The sequence below is a fragment of the Sphingomonas morindae genome (genome assembly GCF_023822065.1).
GTDB classification, from domain to species: Bacteria; Pseudomonadota; Alphaproteobacteria; order Sphingomonadales; family Sphingomonadaceae; genus Solisphingomonas; species Solisphingomonas morindae.
This window is the reverse complement of the sequence record NZ_CP084930.1, coordinates 947,502-972,138: the sequence shown is the minus strand read 5'-3', so window position 1 is coordinate 972,138 and position 24,637 is coordinate 947,502. Positions and strand designations below refer to the sequence as shown.

At 70.9% G+C, this 24,637-nt stretch carries 24 protein-coding genes and 1 tRNA gene; 15 read left to right on the top strand and 10 right to left on the bottom strand.

Features of this window, described 5'->3' with window-relative positions:
* Positions 1 to 5 precede the first annotated feature (5 nt).
* The 3 genes from LHA26_RS04825 to LHA26_RS04815 form a co-directional block, all read right to left on the bottom strand.
* Positions 6 to 314 (bottom strand): 3TM-type holin, encoded by a 309-nt coding sequence (locus LHA26_RS04825; protein WP_252167600.1) that lies wholly within the window; start codon positions 312 to 314, stop codon positions 6 to 8.
* Positions 311 to 859 carry a glycosyl hydrolase 108 family protein gene (locus LHA26_RS04820; protein WP_252167599.1) on the bottom strand — a complete coding sequence of 183 codons (549 nt, stop codon included), beginning with the start codon at positions 857 to 859 and terminating at the stop codon, positions 311 to 313. The genes LHA26_RS04825 and LHA26_RS04820 overlap by 4 nt, the downstream gene beginning before the upstream one ends.
* Before the next feature lie 140 nt (positions 860 to 999).
* A tRNA-Pro gene (locus tag LHA26_RS04815) sits at positions 1,000 to 1,076 on the bottom strand.
* Positions 1,077 to 1,258: 182 nt separating this feature from the next.
* On the opposite strand from LHA26_RS04815, the gene yajC reads away from it, so the two are divergent.
* From yajC to LHA26_RS04795, 4 genes are read left to right on the top strand one after another with little or no spacing between them, the layout of a single operon-like run.
* A complete protein-coding gene (gene yajC / locus LHA26_RS04810; protein ID WP_252167598.1) occupies positions 1,259 to 1,594 on the top strand; it encodes a preprotein translocase subunit YajC in 336 nt (111 codons plus the stop codon).
* Positions 1,595 to 1,602: 8 nt separating this feature from the next.
* On the top strand, positions 1,603 to 3,192 hold the full coding sequence (secD, locus tag LHA26_RS04805) for a protein translocase subunit SecD (RefSeq protein ID WP_252167597.1): 1,590 nt from the start codon (positions 1,603 to 1,605) through the stop codon (positions 3,190 to 3,192).
* Positions 3,193 to 3,200: 8 nt separating this feature from the next.
* A complete protein-coding gene (gene secF, locus LHA26_RS04800) occupies positions 3,201 to 4,181 on the top strand; it encodes a protein translocase subunit SecF (RefSeq protein ID WP_252167596.1) in 981 nt (326 codons plus the stop codon).
* Positions 4,181 to 4,555, top strand: coding sequence for an Mth938-like domain-containing protein (locus tag LHA26_RS04795; RefSeq protein ID WP_252167595.1), 375 nt, complete (start codon positions 4,181 to 4,183; stop codon positions 4,553 to 4,555). Before secF ends, LHA26_RS04795 begins: the two co-directional genes overlap by 1 nt.
* A gap of 9 nt (positions 4,556 to 4,564) precedes the next feature.
* Here LHA26_RS04795 and LHA26_RS04790 read toward each other — a convergent pair whose 3' ends face one another.
* A complete protein-coding gene (locus LHA26_RS04790; RefSeq protein ID WP_252167594.1) occupies positions 4,565 to 5,740 on the bottom strand; it encodes a glycosyltransferase in 1,176 nt (391 codons plus the stop codon).
* 116 nt (positions 5,741 to 5,856) lie between these two features.
* Here LHA26_RS04790 and LHA26_RS04785 point away from each other — a divergent pair, with 116 nt between their 5' ends.
* The 4 genes from LHA26_RS04785 (at position 5,857) to LHA26_RS04770 (ending at position 12,290) form a co-directional block, all read left to right on the top strand.
* Positions 5,857 to 6,666, top strand: a complete 810-nt coding sequence (locus LHA26_RS04785) for an outer membrane protein assembly factor BamD (RefSeq protein WP_252167593.1) — start codon at positions 5,857 to 5,859, stop codon at positions 6,664 to 6,666.
* A gap of 70 nt (positions 6,667 to 6,736) precedes the next feature.
* Positions 6,737 to 8,398 carry a DNA repair protein RecN gene (gene recN, locus LHA26_RS04780; protein WP_252167592.1) on the top strand — a complete coding sequence of 554 codons (1,662 nt, stop codon included), beginning with the start codon at positions 6,737 to 6,739 and terminating at the stop codon, positions 8,396 to 8,398.
* A 98-nt stretch (positions 8,399 to 8,496) separates the two neighbouring features.
* Positions 8,497 to 10,164: a S10 family peptidase gene (locus LHA26_RS04775; protein WP_252167591.1), complete on the top strand. Its 1,668-nt coding sequence runs from the start codon at positions 8,497 to 8,499 to the stop codon at positions 10,162 to 10,164.
* The gene (locus LHA26_RS04770) at positions 10,161 to 12,290 is read left to right on the top strand and encodes a M3 family metallopeptidase (RefSeq protein ID WP_252167590.1); all 2,130 of its coding nucleotides are present in this window, start codon (positions 10,161 to 10,163) and stop codon (positions 12,288 to 12,290) included. The genes LHA26_RS04775 and LHA26_RS04770 overlap by 4 nt, the downstream gene beginning before the upstream one ends.
* 60 nt (positions 12,291 to 12,350) lie before the next feature.
* Here the strand turns inward: LHA26_RS04770 and LHA26_RS04765 are convergent, their stop codons facing one another.
* On the bottom strand, positions 12,351 to 12,560 hold the full coding sequence (locus LHA26_RS04765; protein ID WP_252167589.1) for a hypothetical protein: 210 nt from the start codon (positions 12,558 to 12,560) through the stop codon (positions 12,351 to 12,353).
* A gap of 154 nt (positions 12,561 to 12,714) precedes the next feature.
* Between LHA26_RS04765 and LHA26_RS04760 the strand changes: the two genes are divergently transcribed.
* Genes LHA26_RS04760 through LHA26_RS04750 form a run of 3 tightly spaced genes read left to right on the top strand, consistent with a single transcriptional unit; the run spans position 12,715 to position 13,737 of the window.
* Entirely contained in the window at positions 12,715 to 13,083 is a 369-nt protein-coding gene (locus LHA26_RS04760) for a hypothetical protein (protein ID WP_252167588.1), read from the top strand.
* The gene (locus LHA26_RS04755) at positions 13,080 to 13,241 is read left to right on the top strand and encodes a hypothetical protein (RefSeq protein ID WP_252167587.1); all 162 of its coding nucleotides are present in this window, start codon (positions 13,080 to 13,082) and stop codon (positions 13,239 to 13,241) included. The genes LHA26_RS04760 and LHA26_RS04755 overlap by 4 nt, the downstream gene beginning before the upstream one ends.
* 1 nt (position 13,242) lies before the next feature.
* Positions 13,243 to 13,737 (top strand): nucleoside deaminase, encoded by a 495-nt coding sequence (locus LHA26_RS04750; RefSeq protein ID WP_252167586.1) that lies wholly within the window; start codon positions 13,243 to 13,245, stop codon positions 13,735 to 13,737.
* Positions 13,738 to 13,791: 54 nt separating this feature from the next.
* On the opposite strand, the gene LHA26_RS04745 is transcribed toward LHA26_RS04750, so the two are convergent.
* A complete protein-coding gene (locus LHA26_RS04745) occupies positions 13,792 to 14,217 on the bottom strand; it encodes a DUF3597 domain-containing protein (RefSeq protein WP_252167585.1) in 426 nt (141 codons plus the stop codon).
* A 75-nt stretch (positions 14,218 to 14,292) separates the two neighbouring features.
* Positions 14,293 to 15,717 (bottom strand): phospholipase D-like domain-containing protein, encoded by a 1,425-nt coding sequence (locus LHA26_RS04740; protein ID WP_252167584.1) that lies wholly within the window; start codon positions 15,715 to 15,717, stop codon positions 14,293 to 14,295.
* A 105-nt stretch (positions 15,718 to 15,822) separates the two neighbouring features.
* Between LHA26_RS04740 and LHA26_RS04735 the strand changes: the two genes are divergently transcribed.
* Entirely contained in the window at positions 15,823 to 17,205 is a 1,383-nt protein-coding gene (locus tag LHA26_RS04735; RefSeq protein ID WP_252167583.1) for an aminopeptidase P family protein, read from the top strand.
* 24 nt (positions 17,206 to 17,229) lie between these two features.
* Here LHA26_RS04735 and LHA26_RS04730 read toward each other — a convergent pair whose 3' ends face one another.
* Positions 17,230 to 19,008: an aminopeptidase P family protein gene (locus LHA26_RS04730; protein ID WP_252167582.1), complete on the bottom strand. Its 1,779-nt coding sequence runs from the start codon at positions 19,006 to 19,008 to the stop codon at positions 17,230 to 17,232.
* 122 nt (positions 19,009 to 19,130) lie between these two features.
* Here LHA26_RS04730 and LHA26_RS04725 point away from each other — a divergent pair, with 122 nt between their 5' ends.
* The gene (locus LHA26_RS04725) at positions 19,131 to 20,843 is read left to right on the top strand and encodes a DUF885 domain-containing protein (protein ID WP_437441233.1); all 1,713 of its coding nucleotides are present in this window, start codon (positions 19,131 to 19,133) and stop codon (positions 20,841 to 20,843) included.
* On the opposite strand, the gene LHA26_RS04720 is transcribed toward LHA26_RS04725, so the two are convergent.
* Together LHA26_RS04720 and LHA26_RS04715 are read right to left on the bottom strand one after the other, a co-directional pair.
* The gene (locus LHA26_RS04720) at positions 20,840 to 21,157 is read right to left on the bottom strand and encodes a hypothetical protein (protein ID WP_252167581.1); all 318 of its coding nucleotides are present in this window, start codon (positions 21,155 to 21,157) and stop codon (positions 20,840 to 20,842) included. The genes LHA26_RS04725 and LHA26_RS04720 overlap by 4 nt on opposite strands.
* A gap of 39 nt (positions 21,158 to 21,196) precedes the next feature.
* Entirely contained in the window at positions 21,197 to 21,883 is a 687-nt protein-coding gene (locus LHA26_RS04715) for a response regulator transcription factor (RefSeq protein ID WP_252167580.1), read from the bottom strand.
* Between the two features lie 173 nt (positions 21,884 to 22,056).
* Between LHA26_RS04715 and LHA26_RS04710 the strand changes: the two genes are divergently transcribed.
* Both LHA26_RS04710 and LHA26_RS04705 read left to right on the top strand, forming a co-directional pair.
* Positions 22,057 to 23,376, top strand: coding sequence for an Nramp family divalent metal transporter (locus tag LHA26_RS04710; protein ID WP_252167579.1), 1,320 nt, complete (start codon positions 22,057 to 22,059; stop codon positions 23,374 to 23,376).
* 14 nt (positions 23,377 to 23,390) lie between these two features.
* Positions 23,391 to 24,632: a CaiB/BaiF CoA transferase family protein gene (locus tag LHA26_RS04705; RefSeq protein ID WP_252167578.1), complete on the top strand. Its 1,242-nt coding sequence runs from the start codon at positions 23,391 to 23,393 to the stop codon at positions 24,630 to 24,632.
* The last annotated feature ends 5 nt before the right edge of the window (positions 24,633 to 24,637 follow it).

The following is a 24,637-nucleotide window of genomic DNA, read 5'->3' as shown; positions in this document are numbered from 1 at the left end:
GCGGCCTAGTCGATCGCGGGGGGCGAGGGAAAGCCGGCGCGTACCGTCTCGGCGGCGGCCGGCGCGACGCGCGCGGCGGGCCGCGCCTTGCCCCATTCGCGCGCCGCCGTGTAGCCGATATAGCCCGTGCCGAACAGCGCGTAGAGCGGCTCCGGCAGGGCGGCGAGATAGGCCGCCATCGCGCGCGTCATCGCCGCCGCCGTCGCCGGCGAAAGCGCCGCCACCAGCGCCACCGGCCCCGCGCCCAGCAGCAGCGCGTACATCACGTAGAGAAAGGCGGGCCGCGCGCGGCGGGTGAAGCGATCCTCACTCATCGCGCCCCGCCCACGCGATTGGCGAGCCAGCCATAGAGGAACAGCTCGTTGGCCGGGCGCCGTTCGGCGAGCGCGACATAGCGCGCGCCCTGCAGCGCATCCAGCGCGCGGATCAGCACCGTCTCGGCGGGCGCGCCGCGCTGGCGCAGAAAGGCGTCGATCGCCGCCAGCAGCGGCCGGTCGATCGGGCCGCGCGGGCGCGGATCGGCAAAGTCGCGGCCCTGCCGGTTGAGCGCGCGCAGCACCCGCCGCAGCAGCGCGATCGCGGTGAGCGGGCCCATATTGACGCCGGTGTCGAACAGTTCGGCGGCCAGGCGCGGCGCGCGCTCGGCGACGCGGTCGAAGCCGGGCTCGTGCCAGTAGCGCGCGGCGTAGAGCGCGGCGGCGGTGGCGCGCGGCAGCGCGCGGATCGACCCCGTCCAGCCGGCGGCGCGCGCCTGCGCCTCGGTGATGCCGTAGCGGGTCGGGCCCCCGGCGTCGGCGGGGTGATCCACATAGTCGCCCTCGCGCGCGATCAGCGCGTCGATCAGATGCGTCGGGTCCATGCGCAGCCTCCTGTCCAGAACGCCCGCTGTATAACCAAATGGGTTCGTGTAGGACAGCCTGCGCCAAGCGGCGGGCGCCAAAGGAAAAGGCCGGGCCATTGCTGACCCGGCCCTTGGCCCGCGACTCCAAAGGGTCGCGCTGGTCGGGGCGACAGGATTCGAACCTGCGACCCCCAGACCCCCAGTCTGATGCGCTACCAGGCTGCGCTACGCCCCGACCTGAGCGGGGGCCTGTAGGGGAGGCGGCGGCGCTTGGCAAGCGTTCGCAAGGGGCTCGCGTCGCTTTCCGGGAAGCGCGCGTCCCGCCCTCGCTTGCGCGGGGCGCGCCTGCCGTGATAGGCGCCCGCCTTCAGCAGGGGGGCGCTGTCACGCCCCCAGTCCAGCCAGGCGACCCGCCCCATGTTCTCGTCTCCCGCCTTCGCCCAAGCCGCCGGCGCCGCGCCCTCGGGCGGCGGCTTCGCCGCTTTCTCGGGCTTCGTGCCGATCATCCTGATGGTGGTGATCTTCTACTTCCTGCTCATCCGCCCGCAACAGGCGCGCGCCAAGCAGCACAAGCAGATGCTCGAGGCGCTCAAGAAGGGCGACGCCGTCGTCACCGGCGGCGGCCTGATCGGCCGCGTGATCCGCGTCGACGGCGATGAGGTCGAGATCGAGCTGGCGCCCAACACCCGGGTCCGCGCGGTCAAGGGCACGCTCACCGATGTGCGCGCCGCCGGCAAGCCCGCGAACGACTGAGGCGCCCGATGCTCGACTTTCCGCGCTGGAAGATCCTGTCGATTTTCGGCGTGCTGCTGCTCGGCGTGCTGCTCGCCGTGCCGAGCCTGATGCCGGACCACACCGCCCGCGCGCTCGGGCTCGGCGGCATGCCGCGGATCAATCTCGGCCTCGATCTCGCCGGCGGCAGCCATATCCTGCTCGAGGCGGATACGGCCGATGTCGCCAAGACCCGCGTCGCCGCCATGGAAGACAGCGTCCGCGATTCGATGCACGCGATGCAGCCCGCGATCGACATCGGCGACATCTCCACCGCCGATGGCGCGCTCAGCTTCTTCGTGCGCGATCCCGCCCGGGTCGATGCCGCGGTCGAGAAGATCCGCACCCTCACCGCGCCCGTCGGCTCCACCGGCACGCGCGACTGGGACGTGAAGGTGGTCGATTCCACCCGCATCGTCCTCACCCCCACCCAGGGCGGGATCAACCAGTTCGTCGATCAGGCGATGAAGGGCGCGACCGATATCGTCCGCAAGCGCATCGACGCGCTCGGCACCAAGGAGCCGACGATCGTCCGCCAGGGCAGCGATCGCATCCTCGTCCAGGTGCCGGGCCTGCAGGATCCGGCCAAGCTCAAGGCGCTGATCGGCAAGACCGCCAAGCTCGAGTTCAAGCTGGTCGATACCCAGGCCGATCCGCAGAAGGTCGCCGCCGGCCAGGCGCCGATCGGCGACCAGATCCTGCGCTACCAGAATGGCGCGCCGATCGCGGTCAAGCGCCGCGCGATCATCACCGGCACCGATCTCGCCAAGGCCGCCCAGGATTATGACGGCCAGACCAACGAGCCGGTCGTCTCGATCACCTTCGGCTCCAAGGGCGCGCGCGCCTTCGCCGAGGTGACCCAGCAGAATGTCGGCAAGCCCTTCGCGATCGTGCTCGACAATGTCGTGCTCTCGGCGCCCTCGATCAACGAGCCGATCCTCGGCGGCGCGGCGCGGATCAACGGCAATTTCACCGTCGACAGCGCGCAGCAGCTCGCCATCTCGCTCCAGTCGGGCGCGCTGCCGATCGCGCTCAAGACGGTGGAGGAGCGCACGGTCGGCCCCGGCCTCGGCGCCGATTCGATCCATGCCGGCGTCGTCGCCAGCGCGATCGCGGTGGCGCTGGTCGTCGCCTTCATGCTGGTCACCTATGGCCGGTTCGGCGTCTACGCCAATCTCGCGGTCATCCTGAACATCTTCGTCATCCTCGCGGCGATGGCGCTGCTCAACGCGACGCTGACGCTGCCGGGCATCGCCGGCTTCGTGCTGACGATCGGCACGGCGGTGGACGCCAATGTGCTGATCAACGAACGCATCCGCGAGGAGCGCCGGCGCGGCCGCAACGTCGTCCAGGCGGTCGAGCTTGGCTATAAGGAAGCGAGCCGCACCATCTTCGAAGCCAATGTCACCCACGCCATCGCCGGCACCATCATGCTGCTGCTCGGCTCCGGCCCGGTCAAAGGCTTCGCGGTGGTGCTGTTGCTCGGCATCGTCACCTCGGTGTTCACCGCCGTCACCTTCACGCGCATGCTGGTCGCGCTGTGGCTCAAGCGCCACCGCCCGCAGGCGATCCATATTTGAGCCCTGCCATGCGCCTTCTCAAAATCGTCCCCGACAACACCAATATCGGCTTCGTCCGGCTGCGCGGCATCGCCTTTGCGGTGACGCTGCTGCTGTCGCTGGCCAGCGTCGGGCTGGTCGCCGCGCGCGGCCTCAACCTCGGCGTCGATTTCGTCGGCGGCCTGCTGATCGAGGCCAAATTCCCCACGGCCGCGCCGCTCGACGCGGTGCGCGAGCGGATCGACGGGCTCGATGTGGGCGAGGCGTCGCTCCAGTCCTTCGACCCCACCACCATCTCGATCCGCCTGCCGCTGCCGCGCTCGACCGACGAAGGCGCCAACAACGCGCTGGTCGCCAAGGTCGAGGGTGCGCTGAGCCAGAGCTTTCCCGGCGTCCGCTACAATCGCGTCGAGACGGTCTCGGGCAAGGTCTCTGACGAGCTGATCTGGAAGGGCGTGCTCGCCGTCTTCCTCGCCATCGCCGGCATCGCCCTGTTCGGCGTGTTCCGGTTCGAGTGGCAGTTCGGTGTCTCCACCTTCGTGTCGATCCTGCACGATGTGCTGATGACGCTCGGCTTCTTCGCGCTCACCCGGCTCGAATTCGATCTCAACATCGTCGCCGCGGTGCTGACGATCGTCGGCTATTCGATCAACGACAAGATCGTGATCGACGATCGCATCCGAGAGAATCTGCGCAAGTATCGGCAGATGCCGATCGGCGAGCTGATCGATCTCTCGGTCAACGAAACCCTGCCGCGCACGGTGATGACCTCGCTCACCATCCTGCTGGCGCTGGTGTCGCTGCTGCTGTTCGGCGGCCATGTGCTGCGCGGCTTCACGGCGGCGATGATCCTGGGCGTGATCGTCGGCACCTATTCCTCGATCTACGTCTCCTCCTCGCTGCTCATCTCGCTCGGCATCGACAAGTCGCGCTTCAAGCAGGTGGCCGCCGCGAGCGACTCCCGCAAGGCCGCGCGCGCCAATGCCGAGCGGATCGCGCCCAAGCGCTGATGGCGCGCTTTGTCCCGGAAGAGGCCGCGGCCGGTCCGGTGCTCCAGGGCGTCGGGGCGGGCGGCTTCCGCGTGGACGGCACGCTGTACCGGGCGGTGCAGCTCAGCCCCAGCCGCGCCATCGCCTGGACCCCGCCCGCGCTGGAGGCGCTGAGCCTGGACGATCTGGCGCCGCTGCTCGATCCGGCACCCGAATTCCTGCTGATCGGCACCGGCGCGCGGCTGCGCCGGCCGTCTCCCGCGCTGCTCGCCGCCGCCCAGGCGCGCGGCATCGGCATCGATCTCATGGACAGCCGGGCCGCCGCCCGCGCCTGGGTGATCGTGCGCGGCGAGGGCCGCGAGGTCGCGGTGGCGCTCTTCCCGCTCGACGCCTGATCCGGCGGCTCAGCCGCCCCGCGCCGCCACCAGCCCGGCGAGATGCGCGCGCAGCCGCGCCGCGTTGCGCGGCCAGGTGAAGCGCTCGGCCGCCGCGCGCACCGTCTCGGGCGCGGGCGGATCGGCGAGGAGCGCGGCCACCGCGGCGGCGATGGCCTCGGGCGTGCGCGCGACGATCCGCCCCGCCTCGGGCCGGTCAAGCAGTTCGCGCGCGCCGCCCGCCTCGCTGATGACCAGCGGGACGCCACAGGCGAGCGATTCGACCCAGGCATTGGCGAGCCCTTCCGACGCCGAGGCGAGCAGCCCGACATCGGCGGCGGCATGGAGCGCGGGCAGCGCCTCGTGTGGCTGGCGGCCGAGCAGCCGCACCCGATCCGCCACGCCCAGCCGCTCGGCCTGTGCGCGCAGCGCCGCCGCCTCCGGCCCCTCGCCGGCGATCAGCAGCGTCGCGCCGGGCAGGCGGGGCAGGGCGGCGATGGCGAGATCATGCCCCTTGCGGGCGATCAGCGCGCCGACCGAGAGCAGCACCGGCCCCTCGAGCCCGAGCGACCGCTTGGCGGCGGCGCGGTCCGCCGGCGGGCGGAAGCGGGCGAGATCCACGCCGGTATAATGCACCAGGATCCGGGCCTCGGGCATGCCAAGCGCGACCATATCGGTCTTGAGCGCGGCGCTCACGGCGAGCAGGCCATCGGCAGCGCGGCCGGCGCGGCGCACCTGACCGGCGCTGCCCCGGTGCCGGCCCCAATAGTGAATGTCCCCGCCGCGCGCCTTGATCGAGACCGGCAGGCCCAGCCGACGGCCGATCGCGATCGCCGCCGGGCCATCGGGATAGAAGAATTCAGCATCGATCACGTCGAAGCGAAGGCGGCGATGGAGCCGCGCCACATAGGGCAGCAGCCGCGCCGCCAGCAGCGGGCCGTGCGCCGCGCCCAGGCCGGGAATGATGGGAAAGCGCGGGCGGTGCACGTCCAGCCCCGCCCAGGCCTCGCGCGCGGGCAGCGCGGCCAGCGCGCGCCAGCGCGGATGGCGGCGGCCGAGCAGCGGCGGCAGGCCGAGCGGCGCGATCACCGTCACGTCGGTGTCGGGCAGGGCGGCGAGCGCGCAGGTCTGCCGCGCGACAAAGCCGCCAAAGCCGGGCCGCGTCGCATCGGGGAAGAGGCTGGCGATGGTCAGGATGCGCAGCATGATCCCACCATGGCCGACAAGCCGTTAAGAGCGGGTTCAGCGCCGGGACGCAAGGCGCGGCGTGGATGTCGCGGGCCGCTTCCCACACTCCCCCGCAGCCGCTAAGGAGCGTCGTTATGCGCAGCCTCGCCTCTCGTCCGCTCCTTTTCGCCGCCCTTGCCGCAGCCGTGTTCGCGCCGCTTGCCGGCTGCGCCAGCAATGGCAAGAAGAAGGCGGGCGATCAGCGCTACATCGCCCGCGATGTCGATACCCTGTACAACCTCGCTTATGACCGGCTGGATCGCCGGGATTACCGCGTGGCGGCGCAGCTGTTCGACGAAGTGGAGCGGCAGCACCCCTATTCGGTCTGGGCGCGTCGCGCGGAGCTGATGAGCTCCTATTCCTATTATCTTGCCCGCAGCTATAATGACTCGATCAAGTCGTCGCAGCGCTTCCTGTCGATCCATCCGGGCAACCGCGATGCCGCCTATGCCTATTATCTGATCGCGGTCGATTATTACGAGCAGATCAACGACGTCACGCGCGATCAGAAGATCACCCAGCAGGCGCTCGATGCGCTGGGCGAGCTGATCCGCCGCTATCCCGATACCAAATACGCCGCAGACGCCCGGCTGAAGGTCGATCTCGTCAACGATCACCTCGCCGGCAAGGAGATGGAGATCGGCCGCTTCTACCAGCGGCGCGGCCAGTGGCTCGCCGCGATCATCCGCTTCCGCGCGGTGATCGACCAATATCAGACGACCACCCATGTGCCCGAGGCGCTGGAGCGTCTGGTCGAAAGCAATCTCGCGCTCGGTCTGCCCGAAGAGGCGGAGCGGTCGGCGGCGGTGCTCGGCGCCAATTATCCCGGCTCCAAATGGTATGGGCGCGCCTATAGCCTGATGACGCGCAAGGCGCCCAAGGGCGTGGTGCGCACCGCCGGGTGAGGCACGCGACCGGGGCGATTTGTTCGTCCCCTGTTCCCGTTCCCCTCGGGATCGACTAGAGAGGGCGCGCATGCTGACCCGGCTCGCCATCCGCGACATCGTCCTGATCGAGGCGCTGGACCTTGATTTCGCGCCCGGCCTCGGCGCGCTGACGGGCGAGACGGGCGCCGGCAAATCGATCCTGCTCGATGCGCTGGGGCTGGTGCTCGGTCAGCGGGCCGATAGCGGGCTCGTCCGCCATGGCGCCGCGCAGGGGGTCGTCACCGCCAGTTTCGAACCGGGCGACGATGCCGGCATCGCCGCGCTGCTGGCCGAGCATGGGCTGGAAGGCGAGCCCGGCGAGCCGCTGCTGATCCGCCGCATCGTCAAGGCCGATGGCGGCAGCCGCGCCTCGATCAACGATCAGCCCGCCTCCGCCGCGCTGCTGCGCGAGCTTGGCGGGCGGCTGGTGGAAATCCACGGCCAGCATGACGATCGCGGTCTGCTCAACCCGCGCGGCCATCGCGCGCTGCTCGATGCCTTCGCGCGCACGCCGCTCGCCCCGCTGGCCGAGGCCTATGCGGCGTGGCGGCGCGCCGAGGCGGTGCTGGCCGAGGCGCGGGCGGAGTTGGAAACGGCGGCGCGCGATCGCGAATGGCTGGAGCATGCGGTGGGCGAGCTGGCCACGCTCGCCCCCGAGCCGGGCGAAGAGGAAAGCCTCGCCGCCGAGCGCGCGACGATGCAGAAGGGCGCGCGGCTGGCGGAGGATCTCGCCGGGGTGATCGCGCATCTCGACGGGTCGGACGGCGCGCTCGCGGCGCTGCGCCAGGCGGCGCGCCGGCTGGATCGCGTCGCCGCCGAGCAGGACGATCTCGCCGCCGCGCTCGCCGCGCTGGATCGCGCGGTGATCGAGGCGAGCGAGGCCGAGGAGGCGCTGGCCCGCGCGGGCGAGGCGCTGGCCTTCGATCCCGCCCGGCTCGACCGGATCGAGACGCGGCTCTTCGATCTGCGCGGCCTCGCCCGCAAGCATCGCGTCCAGCCCGACGGCTTGGCGGCGCTGCACGAGGAGCTGGCGGCGCGGCTGGCGCGGCTGACGGCAGGGAGCGCCGGGCTGGCGGCGCTGGAGCGCGCGCGCGATGCCGCGCGCGACGCCTATTGCACGCAGGCGGAGGCGGTGAGCGCCATTCGCGCCGCCGCCGCCGAGCGGCTGGACGCCGCCGTGGCCGGCGAGCTCGCGCCGCTCAAGCTGGACGCCGCGCGCATCCGCACCGGACTGGAGCAGCTGGGCGAAGCGTCCTGGGGCCCGGAAGGCTGGGACCGGGTGGAGTTTCTCGTCTCCACCAATCCCGGCGCGCCCTTCGCGCCGCTCGCCAAGATCGCCAGCGGCGGCGAGCTGTCGCGCTTCATCCTCGCGCTCAAGGTCGCGCTGGCCGAGCAGGCGGGCGCGCGGACGATGGTGTTCGACGAAATCGACCGCGGCGTCGGCGGCGCGGTCGCCTCGGCGATCGGCGAGCGTCTGGCGCGGCTGGCGGCGCAGGCGCAGCTGCTCGTCGTCACCCACAGCCCGCAGGTCGCCGCCCGGGCCGACCGTCATTTCCTGATCGCCAAGAGCCATGACGGCCTTGTCACGCGGACCGGCGTGCGCGCGCTCGATGCCGGGGATCGGGCGGAGGAGATCGCGCGCATGTTGTCCGGCGCCGAGATCACCGACGAGGCGCGCGCCCAGGCGCGGCGGCTCATCGCGGTCGCCTGACGAAAAGGCTTGCCAAGCGGGCGCGCGCGGGCTGTCTTGGCAGCGGGGGGCGCAGCCGGGCCGGGGGGCAGCTGCGATCATCTTGCAAGGGCCCGTTGATGCGTTCCAAATTCGTGCTTTCGCTGGCGGCCGCGCTGCTCGCCGGCCTGTCCCTTCCCGCCGCCGCTGAGGCCGCCAAGGCCGATCCCGCCAAGCCCGACAGCGGCGGCGACATGGCCCGCCAGCATCAGAAGGACAAGGATGCCGAGGCGGTGGAAGGCTGGATCAAGCCGCCCGTCGAGGAGCGCGCCGTCGTCACCCATCATGTCGCCGAAACGCGCGGCGGCCGCATCGCCTATGCCGCCACCGCCGGCACGCTGACGATCCGCGACGACGAGGCCAAGCCGATCGCCTCGATCTTCTACGTGGCCTACACCGCCGACAAGCCGGGCGATTACCGGAAGCGGCCGATCACCTTCTTCTACAATGGCGGCCCCGGTTCCTCGTCGCTGTGGCTGCACATGGGCTCGTTCGGGCCGATGCGGGTGGCCACCGCCAATCCCGAATTCGTGCGCCCGGCGCCGTTCAATTTCGGCCCCAATCCCGATACGCTGCTCGACAAGACCGACATGGTCTTCCTCGATATGGTCGGCGCCGGCTTCTCGCGTCCGCTCGGCGACAAGAAGGGCAAGGATTTCTGGGGTGTCGACCAGGATGTCGACGCCTTCGCGCGCGGCATCATCCGCTATGTCACCAAGACCGCGCGGTGGCAGAGCCCCAAGGTGATCTTCGGCGAAAGCTATGGCACCACCCGCTCGGGCGCGCTCGCCTATGCGCTGCAGGATCGCGGCATGGCGCTGAACGGCGTGGTGCTGCTCTCCTCCATCCTCAATTACGGCATACGCCAGCCCGGCTACGACCGGCTCTACATCACCTATCTGCCGAGCTACGCCGCCACCGCCTGGTATCACCACAAGCTTGCCAATCCGCCGGCGACGGTGGAGGAGGCGGTGGCGCGCGCGCGGCAGTTCGCCGACGGCCCCTATGCCGCCGCGCTCGCCCAGGGCTCGGCGCTGGATCCGGCCAGCCGGCAGCGCATCGCCGAGCAGATGGCCGCGCTCACCGGCCTGTCGCCGGCCTTCATCCTCAACGCCAATCTGCGCGTCGATCTGCCCCGCTTCCAGAAGGAGCTGCTGCGCGACCAGCGGCTGACGATCGGCCGCTTCGACAGCCGCTACACCGGTGTCGACGCCGACGCCGCCGGCGACGCGCCCGAATTCGATGCCTCGAGCGAGGCGATCTCGGGCGCCTATATCGGCGCCTTCTCCGATTATCTCGTGCGCGACCTGCACTACGACACCGAGATGCCCTATCGCGTTTCGGCCTATAATCTCGATGGCTTCTCCTGGGATTGGAAGCATGCGGCGCCGGTGCGCGGCTATGACGCCAAGCAATCGGTGCCGAACACCGCCGTCGATCTCGCGGTGGCGATGCGCACCAACCCCTATCTGCACGTGCTCTCGCTCAACGGCTATTACGACATGGCGACACCGTTCGCCGGCACGGAATATGATCTGCGGCACATGCAGCTCGGCCCCGATCAGGCCCGCAATTTCGCATTCCACTATTATCCGGCAGGACATATGGCTTATCTGAATCCCGATGCGCGGGCGGCGATGCACCGCGATCTCGCCGCCTTTTTCGACGATGCCGTGGCGGACGCCCAGCAGCGCCAGCCCTCGGCGCCGCCCAGCCTCTCAGCCGGCCGCGTGGGGGGCGGCCAGTGAGGGCGCTGCTGATGGCCGGCGCCGCGCTGGGCGGCCTGGCGGGCCTGGCCGCCGCCGCCGCACCCTCCGCCGCGCCGACCGCGCTCCCGGCCTCGGCCGCGCCGCTGCTCGCCGAATGGACCGGCCCCTATGGCGGCGTGCCGCCCTTCGACAAGGTGCGCCCGGCCGATTTCGAGCCCGCGCTCACGGCGGCGATGGCGATGAAGGCGAAGGAGATCGAGGCGATCGCCAGCAATCCCGCGCCGGCGACCTTCGACAATACGATCGTGGCGCTGGAGCGATCGGGCAAGGCGCTGCAGCGGGTGATGGTGCTCTACGATCTGTGGAGCGCCAACCTCAAGACGGGCCCGATGCGCGACATAGAGGCGCGCATGTCGCCGCGCCTCGCCGCGTTCGACGATAGCATCATCCAGAATGCGGCGCTCTTCCGCCGCATCGACGCGGTCTATACCGCACCCGACAAGGCCCGGCTCACGCCCGAGCAGCAGCGGCTGGTCTGGCGCATCTGGACGGATTTCAGCCGCGAGGGCGCCAAATTGTCGCCCGCCGACAAGCAGGCGCTGGCATCGGTGAACCAGCAGCTTTCGGTGCTGCAGACGCGCTTCGCCCAGAATGAGCTGGCGGACGAGGAGAATGTCGCGCTCGTGCTGGATCGGGCCGAGGATCTCGCGGGCATGCCGGCCGCGCTCGTCGCCGGCTATGCGGCGGATGCCGCCGATCATGGCCAGGCCGGCAAGTGGCGCATCGCCAACACCCGCTCGGCGGTGGAGCCTTTCCTCACCTATGGCAGCAACCGCGCGCTGCGCCAGAAGGCGTTCGCCATGTGGACCTCGCGCGGCGACATGGGCGGCGCGACCGACAACAACGCGATCGTCACGCAGATCCTGGCGCTGCGGACGCGCAAGGCGCGGCTGCTCGGCTACAACACCTATGCCGACTGGCATCTCGCCGACACCATGGCCAAGACGCCCACGGCGGCGCTCGATCTTTCGATGAAGGTCTGGTGGCCGGCGGTGGCGCAGGTGCACCAGGACGTGGCGGCGATGCAGAAGATCGTCGACGCCGAACATGGCGGCTTCGCGATCGCGCCCTGGGATTACCGCTATTATGCGGAGAAGCTCCGCAAGGCGAAATATGATCTCGATCTCAACCAGGTGAAGCCCTACCTCCAGCTGGATCATGTCCGCGAGGCGATGTTCTACGCGGCCGGGCGGCTCTACGGCTTCACCTTCAAGCCCGTGACCGACGTGCCCGTCTTCCAGCCGGACGTGAAGGTGTGGCAGGTGCTTGGCCGCGATGGCCGGCAGGTGGGCCTCTGGTATTTCGATCCCTATGCCCGCGCCGGCAAAAATTCCGGCGCGTGGATGACATCGTATCGCGAGCAATCGCGCTTCGAGGGCCCGGTCACCACCATCGTCTCGAACAATTCCAACTTCGTGAAGGCGCCGGCGGGCGAGGCGGTGACGATCTCGTTCGACGACGCCAACACCATGTTCCACGAATTCGGCCACGCGCTGCACGGCCTCAACTCCTCGGTCACCTATCCGACCCTGTCGGGCACCGCCGTCGCCCGGGATTTCGTGGAGTTCCCCAGCCAGCTCAACGAGAATTGGCTGACAACGCCGGAGGTGCTGCGGCTGCTCGTCAATGCGCGCGGCGAGCCGATGCCGCCGGCGCTGATCGCGCGGATCAAGCAGGCCCAGGCGTTCAACAAGGCGTTTTCGGTCGTGGAGACGCAGGCCTCCGCGCTGGTCGATATGAAGCTGCACCTGGCGGGCGACGCGAAGATCGATCCGCGTGCCTTCGAGAAGACCACGCTCGCCGAACTGAAGATGCCCTCGGAGATCGTGATGCGCCACCGCATCCCGCAATTCGGCCACATCTTTTCGGGCGAGGGCTATGCCGCCGGCTATTACGGCTATCTCTGGGCCGAAGTGCTCGATCATGACGCCTTCGCCGCCTTCACCGAGACGGGCGATGCCTGGAACCCGCAGGTGGCGGCGCGGCTGCACGACACCATCCTGTCGCGCGGCGGGACGGTGGACCCTGCCGAGGCCTATCGCGCCTTCCGGGGCCGTGATCCGAGCCCCGACGCGCTGCTGCGCCACGATGGCTTCATCCGCTAGGGCGACGGCCGCGTAGCGGGCGGTGGAGGGGCGGGGCCGGCGGCTCCGCCCGGCGCGGGCTCAGAGATCCTGGACCGAGCACTCCGCCGCCTGGGCGGCGAGCGCGCCGCTATCCTCCGCCTCGGCGGAGTGATTGGCGACATCCTCGATACAGGCGCGCTGCGCCACTTCTTCCGCGCTGGGATGCCGCGTCTGTTGCGCCGCCATCCAGCCCCCGCCGAGCAGCAGGCCGGCGCCCACCAGGGCGAGCGAAGTCTTGGCGCGGGTCATCGGTCATCCTTTTCCACCGGGCGGATCGGAAGGCTGCGCCCGCTTGCGTGAACCCCGGTTTAACATCGGGACGCGGCAAAGCGAGCGCCGCGCGCGATTCCTGTCGGGGCGAAGCGCCGCCGCCATGCGTTGGGGCCGGACAAGGAGAGCGAGCATGACCGAGAAGACCGACTATGCCGAGCGCCACCAGGGCGGCACCGCGGCGGTCAGCACGGCGGCGGCCGGCGGCATGACCCCGGCGACGCGCCCGCCGCGCGAGCGCGCGGCGGATGACGTGCCTCTGGCCGAGGGCGCGGTGCGCAGCGGCGCCTATGACGATCAGAGCGGCCGCAGCCCGGAAGAGGCGCGCGAGGATCCGCAGGAAACGCGCGCGCCGCTCGACAGCCGCGCGCATTTCGGCGGCGATGGCGCGCGCTACGAGGCGCCGCCCGAAGGGGCCGCGCGCGATGCCGCGCGCGAGGCGCGCACCAATGCGACGACGCCGGGCGATATCGGCCATGATCCGACGGCGACGTCGCGATGAGCGGCACCGGCCCGACCTCGGCTCCGCCGCCGGCCGACCCGGCCGCCGAGCCCTTCATCCCCGAAGGCGCCGAATGGGAAGCGGCGGGCGGCCTGGTCCACAGGCCGCCAACGCCGGCGCCGCCGCCCGTTCCGCCGAGCCAGGGCGACGAGCGCTGAGATGGGCGCGGACGAGGATTCGCGCTGGATGCGCCTCGCGATCGAAAAGGCGGTCGAACGCGGGCGCGATCCCGCGCTGAGCCCGATCGGCGCGGTGATCGTGCGTGATGGCGCCGCCATTGCGGTGGAGCGCAACCATACCGAGGAGCAGTGCGATCCCACCGCCCATGCGGAGATCGCCGCCATCCGCGCGGCCGGTGCCGCGATCGGCGACATGGAATTGCGCGGCGCCACGCTCTATTCCACGCTCCAGCCCTGCGGCATGTGCACCATGGCCGCGATCTGGTCCAAGGTCGGGCGCGTGGTGTACGGCGCGGGACGCGACGATGTGCATCGCATGTATTTCGAGGATCGGCACATCGACACCCTGTCCTTCATCCGCGACGCATGGCGGGACGATATCGTCTTTGAAGGCGGGCTGCTGCGCGCGGAATGCGCCGCGCTCTATTATGGCCCGGAGGACAGCGTGCCCGCCGAGGAGCAGGGCAACATCTAGGGGCCGAGGCCGGGCCGCCCCGCGCTTGGGGCGGCCCGGCTCGAACGCGATCGATCAGTCGCGCAGGTCTGCCGGCACCTTGCCGCCATTCTCCGCGAGCTTGCGCATCACCGCCTTGTGCAGGGCGATATTCTCCTCGGCGCTGCCGTCCGCCCCGACATGGACGTTGAGCTCGTCGGCCAGCGCCTTGCGCGCCGTAAGGCTGGAATCGAGATCGAGCAGCTTGAGCAGATCGACGATCGACGTCCGCCAATTGCCGCCGCCGCCCTGCTGCTGCGCCATGTCGGTGAGCACCGCCTCGACATCCACCGGCTGGGCCGGAGCAGCGGCGGCGGCGGGCGCGGGGGCCGGGCTTGGGGCCGCGGCCGCGCTCGGGCTGGCGGGCGCGGCGGCGGCCGGCTGGGGCGCCGGCTGGGCGGGCGCCGAACCGGCCCCGCCATGGTGGAAGATCTTGTTCAGGATGGTACCGAAAATGCTCATGCCCGTCTCCTTTGCCGGGCGTCAACGAAGCGCGGCCGGCGGCAGGCGCGCGGCCGGTCAGGCGCGGGCCACGGTCTATCGTGGCGGCGGCCGCAGGCGCTCGAACAGACGGTGGCCGGACAGCGGCTCGAAGCTCTCCTCCGGCCCTTCGGGATCGAGCACCTCATTGTCGGCGAGCCAGGTCTCGACCGCGCTGAGATCGGGCACGACATAGGGACGGAGCGACCGGCCGGGGCCGCGCAGCCGCTCGATCGTCGCGATCAGCGATCCGGTTTCGGCCAGCACCTCGACGACGCGCGACACCGGCAGGCCGAGATGCTCGGCGATCAGCCCGTCGCGGATGCCCGTGATCATATCGGGCGCCTGGTCCACCAGCGCGATGTCGCATTCGGTGTCGAGCCGCATCGAGCGGTTGTTCAGATTGGCCGAGCCGATCCGCAGCTGGCGATCATCGACGACGGTGATCTTGGCATGGACATAGATCGGCGCGCCGCCGGCGGTGAAGGGATGGTAGAGGGCGAGCCGCTTGTGCCGATCGCGCCGGCGCAGCGACTCGATCAGCCGCGCGCGCGCCGTGTCCATGGCGATGGGTTCGAGCCAGCCTTGGGCGGCGAGCGGATTGACGATCACGATTTCCGGCCCGTCGGCCTCGTCGAGCCGCCGCGCGATCGCCTGCGCCACCCGCCGCGAGGCGAAATACTGGCTCTCGCAATAGAGCCAGCGACGTGCGCTTGCGATCTGATCGAGGAACAGCGCCTCGATCTCGTGCACCGGCTCCTGATCCGCCATCACCGGATGGGTACGCGCGATCGCCACCCGCACCGCTTCGGCATGGGCGGGCAGCCCCTCCGGCCAGCACGGGCCGGTGTCGGCGACGGGCTCGAGCCGCTCGCCCGTGGCGCGCGCCCAGCGATCGCGCGCGGCGTCGCCCAGCGCCCGCGCGACGGGGCCGGACAGAGCGGTGGTGGCATCGTGCCACGGCTTATAGGGCGTGCCGTTGGGCCGCACGCGCCGGGGATCGCCATCGCGATGGTGGCGCGTGTCCCAACGCTCGCCGGTCATGTCGATGCCGCCGCAAAAGGCCAGGCAATCGTCCACCACCACGATCTTCTGGTGATGCGAGGCGGCGGCCGGGTGGTGCCCGTCCAGCTTCACATGCACGCGCGGGTGGCGCATCAGCCGCAGCAGCGTGAAGGGCGTGGAGCCGCGGAACAGCGATTTGATCGCGCCCATGTCCCAGCGCAGCAGATAGAGATGGAGGCTGGGGGTGCGGCGCACCAGCCAGAGCAGGAACTCGCCCACCCGCTCGGGCTCGCCGGGCAGGCGCGGCCCGTCGTGCAGGGTGATGCGCGCGTCGAAATCCCAGCCGATCAGCATGACGCGGGATCGCGCCTGGAGCAGCGCCCGGCGCGCGGCGGCGAAATACTCGTCCGCATCGACGATCACGGCCATGCGGTCCGCTTGCTCGATCCGCCAGCAGTTCCGGCCCTGTTCGAGCATGGTCACCCCTTATGCGATTGCGAGCAGGCCATATCCCGACGCGCCGCGATGATCCAGCCGGCGCGCATGTTGTCGCGTCCGCCCGCGGCGGCTATGCCGGCGGCCATGTTCGATACGAGCCTTTATGTCGCCCGGCGCGCCACGCTCGCCGCCTCGCTCACCGGCCTCGGCCTGTTTCCCGCCGCGCCCAGCAGCCCGATGAACTATGCGTCCAACCACCATCCCTATGTGCAGGACAGCTGCTTCGCTTATTATTTCGGGCTGAACCGTAGCGGGCTGGTGGGGCTGATCGATTTCGACAGCGGCGAGAGCCTGCTGTTCGGCGACGATCCCTCGCTCGACGATCTGATCTGGCTCGGCCCCAAGACCCCGCTCCGCGAGGAGGCCGCGCGGGTCGGCGTGGCGGCGGTGCGGCCGCTGGCGGATCTGGCGCCTTTTCTTTTCGATGTCAGCCGCGGCCGGATGATCCACTATACCCCGCCCTATCGGCAGACCAGCGTCGCGCGGATCGGCGCCTGGCTGGGTCGTGGCGCCGACGAGGTGGTGGCGGGCGCCTCGGCGCCGCTGGTGGCCGCGATCGTCGCGCAGCGCGAGATCAAGTCGCCGGAGGAAATCGCCGAGATGGAGCTGGCGCTGGCGGTGACGGCGGAGATGCACGCCACCGCCGCGCGCCTGGCGCGGCCCGGCGTGCGCGAGCATGTCGTCGCCGGGGCGGTGGAAGGCGTGGCGCGCGCGGCGGATCGCCGGCTCGCCTATCCCGTCATCTTCTCGGCGGCGGGCGAGGTGCTGCACAATGACCGGCGCGACCAGCTGCTCGCCGCCGGCGATCTCGTGGTGCACGATAGCGGCGCCACCAGCCCGCTCGGCTATGCCGGCGACATCACCCGCACCCTGCCGATCGGCGGTCGCTTCTCGGCGCGCCAGCGGCTCTGCTACGATCTGGTGCTGGCGGCGCAGAAGGCGGCGATCGCGGCGTGTCGCGCGGGCACGCCCTATCTCGAGGTCCACAAATGCGCCGCGCGCGTGCTGGTGGAGGGACTGATCGCCGAGGGCCTGTTCCGCGGCGACCCGCAGGCGATCGTAGACAGCGGCGCCTATGCGCTCGTCTTCCAGACCGGGGTGGGCCACCAGATCGGGCTCGACGTGCACGATATGGAGGCGCTCGGCGAGGCGAGCGTCGGCTATGACGAGAGCGTGTCGCGCAGCCCGCTGTTCGGCCTCGCCAATCTGCGCATGGCCAAGCCGCTCCGCGCGGGCATGGTGGTGACGGTGGAGCCCGGCCTTTATTTCATCCCGCCGCTGATCGAGAAGTGGGAGGCGGAAGGCCGCCACGCCGACATGATCGATTATGCGCGGGTACGCGCCTTTACCGGCGTGCGCGGGATCCGCATCGAGGATGATGTGCTCGTCACCGAGGACGCGCCGCGCATCCTCGGCCCCGCCATTCCCAAGGAGGCCGAGGAGATGGAAGCGCTGCTCGCCGACTGAGCCGGGGGCGCGCCGCCCGCCGGATCAGCCGGCCAGCGGGCGGCATTCGGCCGCCAGCCAGGCGGCGGTGGCGGGATCGAGCAGTGGTGTGAGGCGCGCCGCCACCTCCGCATGATAGGCGTCGATCCAGGCGATCTCGTCGGCGTCCAGCCGCTCGACCGCGATCAGCGCGCGTTCGATCGGCGCCAGCGTCAGCGTCTCGAAGGCGAGCAGCGGCGTGCCCGATCCGGCCAGCGCGCCGTCTTCCCGCACCGCCATGAGATTCTCGAAGCGCATGCCGAAGGCGCCGACCTCGTAATAGCCGGGCTCGTTCGACAGGATCATGCCCGGCTGCAAACGCTCGCGATTGCTGGCGCTGATCCCCTGTGGCCCTTCATGGACGCAGAGATAGGCGCCGACGCCATGGCCGGTGCCATGGTCGAAATCCAGCCCCTCGCGCCAGAGCGGCTGGCGCGCCAGCACATCCAGCTGGGCGCCGCTGGTGCCAAGCGGGAAACGCGCGCGGGCGAGCGCGATATGCCCCTTGAGCACGAGCGTGAAGGCGCGGCGCATCGCCGCATCCGGCATGCCGATGGCAACGGTGCGGGTGACATCGGTGGTGCCGTCCAGATATTGGCCGCCGCTGTCGATGAGATAGAGTGGATGATCGGCCAGCGGCAGCACCGTGTCCGGCGCGGCGCTGTAATGCATCAGCGCGGCATTGGGCCCGGCGGCCGAAATGGAGGGAAAGCTCAGCCCGGTGAAGTGCGCGCCCTCGGCGCGGAAGGCGCGCAGCCTCTCTTGCGCGCCGATCTCGTCCAGCGAAGGCCCGCCGGCGCCGGACTTGAGCCACGCGAGAAAGCGTACCAGGGCCACCCCGTCGCGCAAATGCGCGGCGCGCGCGCCGGCCAACTCGACGGGATTTTTGAGCGCGCGGGGCAGCAGGCAGGGGTCGGCGCCCAGCCTTATGGTGGCGCCCGCGGTTTCGAGGCGCTGCTTGATCCAGGCATTGGTGCCCTGCGCGGCGACCAGCACCGCGCGTCCGGCCATGCCCAGCGCGTCGAGCGCGCCGGCGAAATCGGCGAGCGCGGCGATCGTCACCTCGGCACCGAGATGATCGCGCAGCGCAGGGCTTGGCGCGGGATCGGCGAGGAAGAGGGTGGCGCGGCCCCCCGCGTCGAGGATGGCGGCGGCGCGGGCGACCGGCGTGTCCGCCAGATCGTCGCCGCGAATGTTGAACAGCCACGCGATCGATTCGAGCGCCGTCACGATCGCGGCATCGGCGGACTGGCGGCCGAGATCGGCGGCGAGGCGGTGGCGCTTGGCCTCGGAGGGCTCGCCCGCGAAGGCGATGGGATGGATGCGGACCGGGCGCGGCGTCACCGAGGGGCGATCCTGCCACAGACGATCGATCGGGCTCTGGTCCAGCGCGACCAGCGTCGCCCCGGCGCGCGCGGCCGCGCGGCCGAGCGCTTCGGCATCGGCAATGGCGTGGAAGCGCGGGGCATAGCCCAGCCGCACACCGGCGGGCAGCGTGTCGCCGAGCCAGGTCGCGAGCGGGGTGCGGATGCTGTGCACCAGCGTCCAATCCGCCTCCGCCACCTCGCGCGCCGCCTGGGTGATGTAGCGCCCGTCGACGAAGAGCAGCGCCTGATCGCGCAGCACCAGCGCGGTGCCCGCCGAGCCGGTAAAGCCGGTGAGCCAGCGCAGACGCTCGGCATCGGCGGCGACCTCGCGGATCAGATGCTCGTCCTGCTTGGGCACGATCAGCCCGTCCAGCCCTTCGGTCTCCAGCAGCTGGCGCAGCGCGCCCAGGCGGTTCATCGCGGATCTCTCCTCAAGCTTGCGTGTCGCCCCGATACACGCTTCGCGGCGGATTGCACCCGCTGGCGCGCGGCGGGCGGCCCGGCTAGCATGGCGGGCTGTTCCGATCGAGAGGGCCTGCCTTGCGTTCCTTCGCCCGCCTACCCCGCTTCGTCCGACGCGGGGCGCTCGCCCTGCCGCTGCTCGCCACGCTGATCGGCGCACGCCCCGCGCCGCGCTGGGAGGCTTTTCGCGACGCCTATATCGCCACCGACTTCAGGCTCGATCCCGCCTTTGCGGTGCAGGCCGGGCGGCACGAGCAGGATGGCCGGCTGCCCGATTGGAGCGAGGCGGGGCTCGCGCGCCGCGCCGAATTTCTGCGCGGGTCGATCCGCCGCGCCGAGGCCTTTCCCGCCGCCGCGCTGACCGCCGACCAGCGCTTCGAGCGCGACTATCTGGTGGCGGTGGCCAAGGGCCGGCTCTTCTGGCTCACCGATGCCGATCAGCCGCATCATAACCCCGCCTGGTATTTCTCGAACGGCATCGATCCCGGCACCTACACCTCGCGCCCCTATGCGGCGCCGGCGGTGCGGATGAAGGCGATGATCGCCTATCTGCGCGCGGTTCCGGGCGCGGTGGCGCAGATCCGCGCCAATCTGCGGATGCCGATGCCGGCCAGCTTCATCCATTACGGCGTGACCGCCTTTGGCGGCCTGGCCGATTATTACCCGGGCGACGGCAAGAAGGCGTTCGCCAGCGTCCGCGATCCCGCGCTCCAGGCGGCCTATGATGCCGCCGCCGCGCCGGCGGCGGCCGCGATGCGCCAGCTGGCGGCCTGGCTGCAGGCCAATGCCGCGCACGCGACGCAGGATTATGCGCTGGGGCCGGCGCGTTTCGCGCGCATGCTCGCGGCGACGGAGATGGTCGATACCCCGCTCGACCGGCTGGAGGCGATCGGCCGCGCCGATCTCGCCCGCAACAAGGCGGCGCTGGCCGAGGCCTGCGCGCGCTATCTGCCGGGCGGCACGGTGCGCGCCTGTATCGACAAGGCGGCGCGCGACAAGCCGGCCGAAGGCCCGGTGGCGGCGGCGCGGCGGCAGGTGCCGGGGCTGCGCGCCTTTGTCGTGCAGCATGATCTGCTCACCATTCCGGGCCGCGAACAGGCGCTGGTGGCGGCGGCGCCGCCCTATAACGCGCAGAATTCCGCCTATATCGATCCGCCCGGGCCGTTCGATATCGGCGTGCCCTCGATCTACTATATCGCCCCGCCCGATCCGCGCTGGTCCAAGGCGCAGCAGGACGCCTATATCCCCAGCCGCGGCGATCTGCTCTTCACCACGGTGCACGAGGTGATGCCGGGGCATTTCGTGCAGTTCCTCCACGCCAACCGGGCGGCCTCGCCGATCGGTCGCCTCTATGTCGGCTATGCCTATGCCGAGGGCTGGGCGCATTATGCCGAGGAGATGATGTGGCAGGCGGGTCTGGGCGATGGCGACCCCGAGACGCATATCGGCCAGCTGACCAACGCGCTGCTGCGCAACGTGCGCTTCCTCTCCGCGATCGGGCTGCACACGCGCGGCATGAGCGAGGCCGAGTCGCGCCGCATGTTCATCGACGATGGCTATCAGGATCCGGGCAATGCCGAGCAGCAGGCGGCGCGCGGCACCTATGATCCCGCCTATCTCAACTACACGCTCGGCAAGCTGATGATCCTCAAGCTGCGCGCGGACTGGACCCGCAGCCATGGCGGCCGCGCCGGCTGGAAGGCCTTTCACGACCAGTTCCTGAGCTATGGCGGCCCGCCCATCCCGCTGGTGCGGGCGCGGATGCTGCCGGGGGGCGGCGCGGCGCTCTAGGCGCCGCCACCGCCTCCGTGAAGGCCGGCCTCGTCGGCGTCGTCCGCCTCGTCCTGCTCGGCGAGGCGGTCGGCCGCGTCGAGATAGTCGTCGGCGGCGCGGCGCAGCGCGGGATGATCGGGAAAGGCCTCGGCCGGCAGCGGCGCGATGCCGAACACCTCCATCAGCGTCCACAAGGCGAAGCGTCGGCCGGGATCGGCCTCGCGGCCGAAATCGACCGTCAGCCGCTCGCGGCCCAGGGCGAGGCGGACGCCGTCGATCGCATCGGGGTCGTCGGTGCCGAAATAGTGGCGGAGCAGCGCGTCGAGATCCATCGCCGCTCCCTAGCCGGGGCGCGGCGGCGGCGATAGCCTTCAGGGCTCGGCGCGCAGCCGGTAGCCGATGCCGAGTTCGTTGACGATCACGCTGCCGACCGCATCGGCCGGCTCGATCTTCTGGCGCAGATTGCGGATGACGATGCGCAGATATTCGATCTTGCGATCATGATCGAGCGGCCATGCCGCCTCGAGAATACGCTGGTGGGTGACGACCCGGCCGGGCGCGGCGGCGAGCGCGGCGAGCACGTCATGCTCCTTGCGCGTCAGATGCGCCTCGCCGTCGGGGCGGCGGATGAGGCGATGCTCGAGATCGATCTCGATCGCGCCCGCGCGGAGCCGGGCGGCGCGCGCCGTTTCATGGCCGCGATGCCGCAGCGCCGCGCGCAGCCGCGCCAGCACTTCGTCGCTGTCGAACGGCTTGGTGACATAATCGTCGGCGCCGAGATCGAGCGCCGCCACCTTCTCGCCGGTCGCGTCGCGCGCCGAGACGATGAGCAGCGCGAGCCGGGGACGCTTGCGCAGGATCGGCACGAGCGACAGGCCGTCGCGATCGGGCAGGCCGAGATCGAGCAGCACCGCCGCCGGATCATGATGCTCCACCGCCGCCAGCGCGGCCGCGCCATCGGCCGCCTCCAGCACCGCATAGCCCGCGCGTTCCAGGCTGTTGCGGAGCAGACGGCGGATCGGGAACTCGTCATCGACGACAAGGACGCCGCCGCTCATCCGCGCCTCGCGACGGGGGCGGGGGGCGGCGTGCGCGGCGGGGCGGATGCGCGGCAGGGCATCGCGCCGCCATAGCCGATCCCGCCGCGCGGCGCGAACCCCGCCGCCTTCGATGACTGTGATCGAGCCGCGCCGATTGCTCCCGGCCGGTCCGGTGCGTACCAGCACCGATCGTGTTCACCTTGCCCAAGACCGCGACCGCCCCCTTCTGCCCGCCCGAGGTGCAGGGATCGGTGCGCGTGCCCGAAGGCGCGCCGACGCTCGGCCGGCTGCTGCGCTTCCTCGGCCCCGGCCTGCTGGTGTCGGTCGGCTATATGGATCCCGGCAATTGGGCGACCGACATCGAGGCGGGCTCGCGCTTCGGCTATGGCCTGCTGTGCGTGGTGCTGGGCTGCGGGCTGGCGGCGATGCTGCTGCAATCGCTGAGCGTGCGGCTGGGGCTCGTGACCGGGCGCGATCTCGCCCAGATGGCGCGGGCGCACTATCCGCGCGGCGTGACGCGCGGCCTCTGGCTGCTTGCCGAACTGGCGATCATCGCCACCGACATCGCCGAGGTGCTGGGCAGCGCGCTCGCCATCACGCTGCTGTTCGGCCTGCCGCTCTGGCTGGGCGTGCTGCTCACCGCGCTGGATACGGTGCTGGTGCTGGGGCTGAAGGGCCATGGCTTCCGCGAGTTGGAGGCGATCGTGCTCGGGTTGATCGCCACCATCGCGGGCTGTTTCGTGGCGCAGATCGCGCTGGCGCCGCCCGCGCCGGCGGCGGTGCTGGCGGGGCTGTTGCCCTCGGCCGGGCTGTTTTCCGATCCGCACGCTGTGTATCTCGCCGTCGGCATTCTCGGCGCCACGGTGATGCCGCACAATCTCTATCTCCACTCGGCCATCGTGCAGACGCGCGGCGCGGCGTCGATCGGCTTCGGCGACCGGTTGCGCTATGCGCGGATCGACACCATCGCCGCGCTGGCGCTGGCGACGCTGGTGAACATGGCGATCCTGATCGTCGCCGCCACCGTCTTCCACGGCTCCGGCCATGAGGCCGTGGCCGAGATCGGCGATGCCTTCCACCTGCTCGAGCCGCTGACCGGCGCGGCGGTGGCGCCGATCCTGTTCGGCGTGGCGCTGCTCGCCTCGGGACAGAGCGCCACCTTCACCGGCACCATCGCCGGCCAGGTGGTGCTGGAAGGCTTTCTGGACCTGCGCATCCCCTGCTGGCAGCGCCGGCTGATCACGCGCGGGCTGGCGCTGGGCCCGGCCCTGGCCGGGGTGCTGGCCTTTGGCGATGGCGGCGTGGGCAAGCTGCTGGTGCTCACCCAGGTGGTGCTCTCGCTCCAATTGCCCTTCGCGCTGGCGCCGCTGATCGGCTTTACCGCCAATCCGGCGATCATGGGCCGCTTCCGCCTGGCGCGGCCGGTGGCGGGGATCGCCTGGGCGCTGTTCGCCGGGATCGTGCTGGCCGACCTCTGGCTCCTCGCCGCGCTTCTCGGCATAGCGGGCTGAACGAGGAGGCGAGGATGGCGGAGACGGGCGGGACGACGGGCGCGCTGGCGGGGCTGCGCGTGCTCGATCTGTCGCGGGTGCTGGCGGGGCCCTGGGCGACGCAGATCCTGGGCGATCTCGGCGCCGAGATCATCAAGATCGAGGAGCCGCGCCATGGCGACGATACGCGCCGCTGGGGGCCGCCCTTTCTGGACGACGGATCGGGCGATTCCGCCTATTTCGCCGCCGCCAACCGCAACAAGCACTCGGTCGCGATCGATATCAGCCGGACCGAGGGCGCCGATCTGGTGCGCGCGCTGGCGGCGACGAGCGATGTGGTGATCGAGAATTTCCGCGTCGGCGGTCTCGCCAAATATGGGCTGGACCAGGCCAGCCTGCGCGCGCAGAGCCCGCGGCTCATCTATTGCTCGATCACGGGCTTCGGCCAGGACGGGCCCTATCGCGACCGCGGCGGCTATGATTTCCTGATTCAGGGCATGAGCGGGCTGATGAGCGTGACAGGCCGCCCCGACGCGGCGCCCGGCGGCGGTCCGCTCAAGGTGGGCGTGCCGGTGAGCGACCTGTTCACCGGCCTCTATGCGACGATCGCCATTCTCGCCGCGCTGCGCCACCGCGACGCCACGGGCGAGGGCCAGTATATCGATTGCGCGCTGTTCGACACGCAGGTGGCGCTGCTCGCCAACCAGGCGTCCAACGCGCTCAACGGCGGGCTGGCGCCGCAGCGGCTCGCCAACGCGCATCCCACGCTGGTGCCCTATCAGGATTATGCCTGCGCCGATGGCGAGATCCTCGTCGCGCTCGGCAATGATCGGCAGTTCCAGGCCTTCGCCCGGCTGATCGAGGCGCCCGAACTGGCCGAGGACGCGCGCTTCGCCACCAATGCCGCGCGCCACGCGCACCGCGCGGCGCTGGACGAGGCGCTGGGCGCGCGGCTGGCGCGCTGGCCGGTGGCGCGGCTGGCCGAGGCGATGGCGGCGGCGGGCCTGCCGGGGGGCAAGGTGAACAGCGTGGGCGAGGCTTTGGCCGATCCGCAGATCGCGCATCGCGGGCTGGTGCAGAGCCTGACGCGCGGCGAGGGGCCGCCGGTGCGGGTGCCGGGCTTTCCGGCCAAGCTTTCGGCGACGCCGCCCAGCTATAGGCGGGCGCCGCCCCGGCTGGGCGCGGACACCGAGGCGGTGCTGGCGGCGGCGCTGGGGCTGGACGCGGCACGGCTGGCGGCGCTGAAGGCGGCCGGAATCATCCCGCGGCCCCGCTGAGCCAA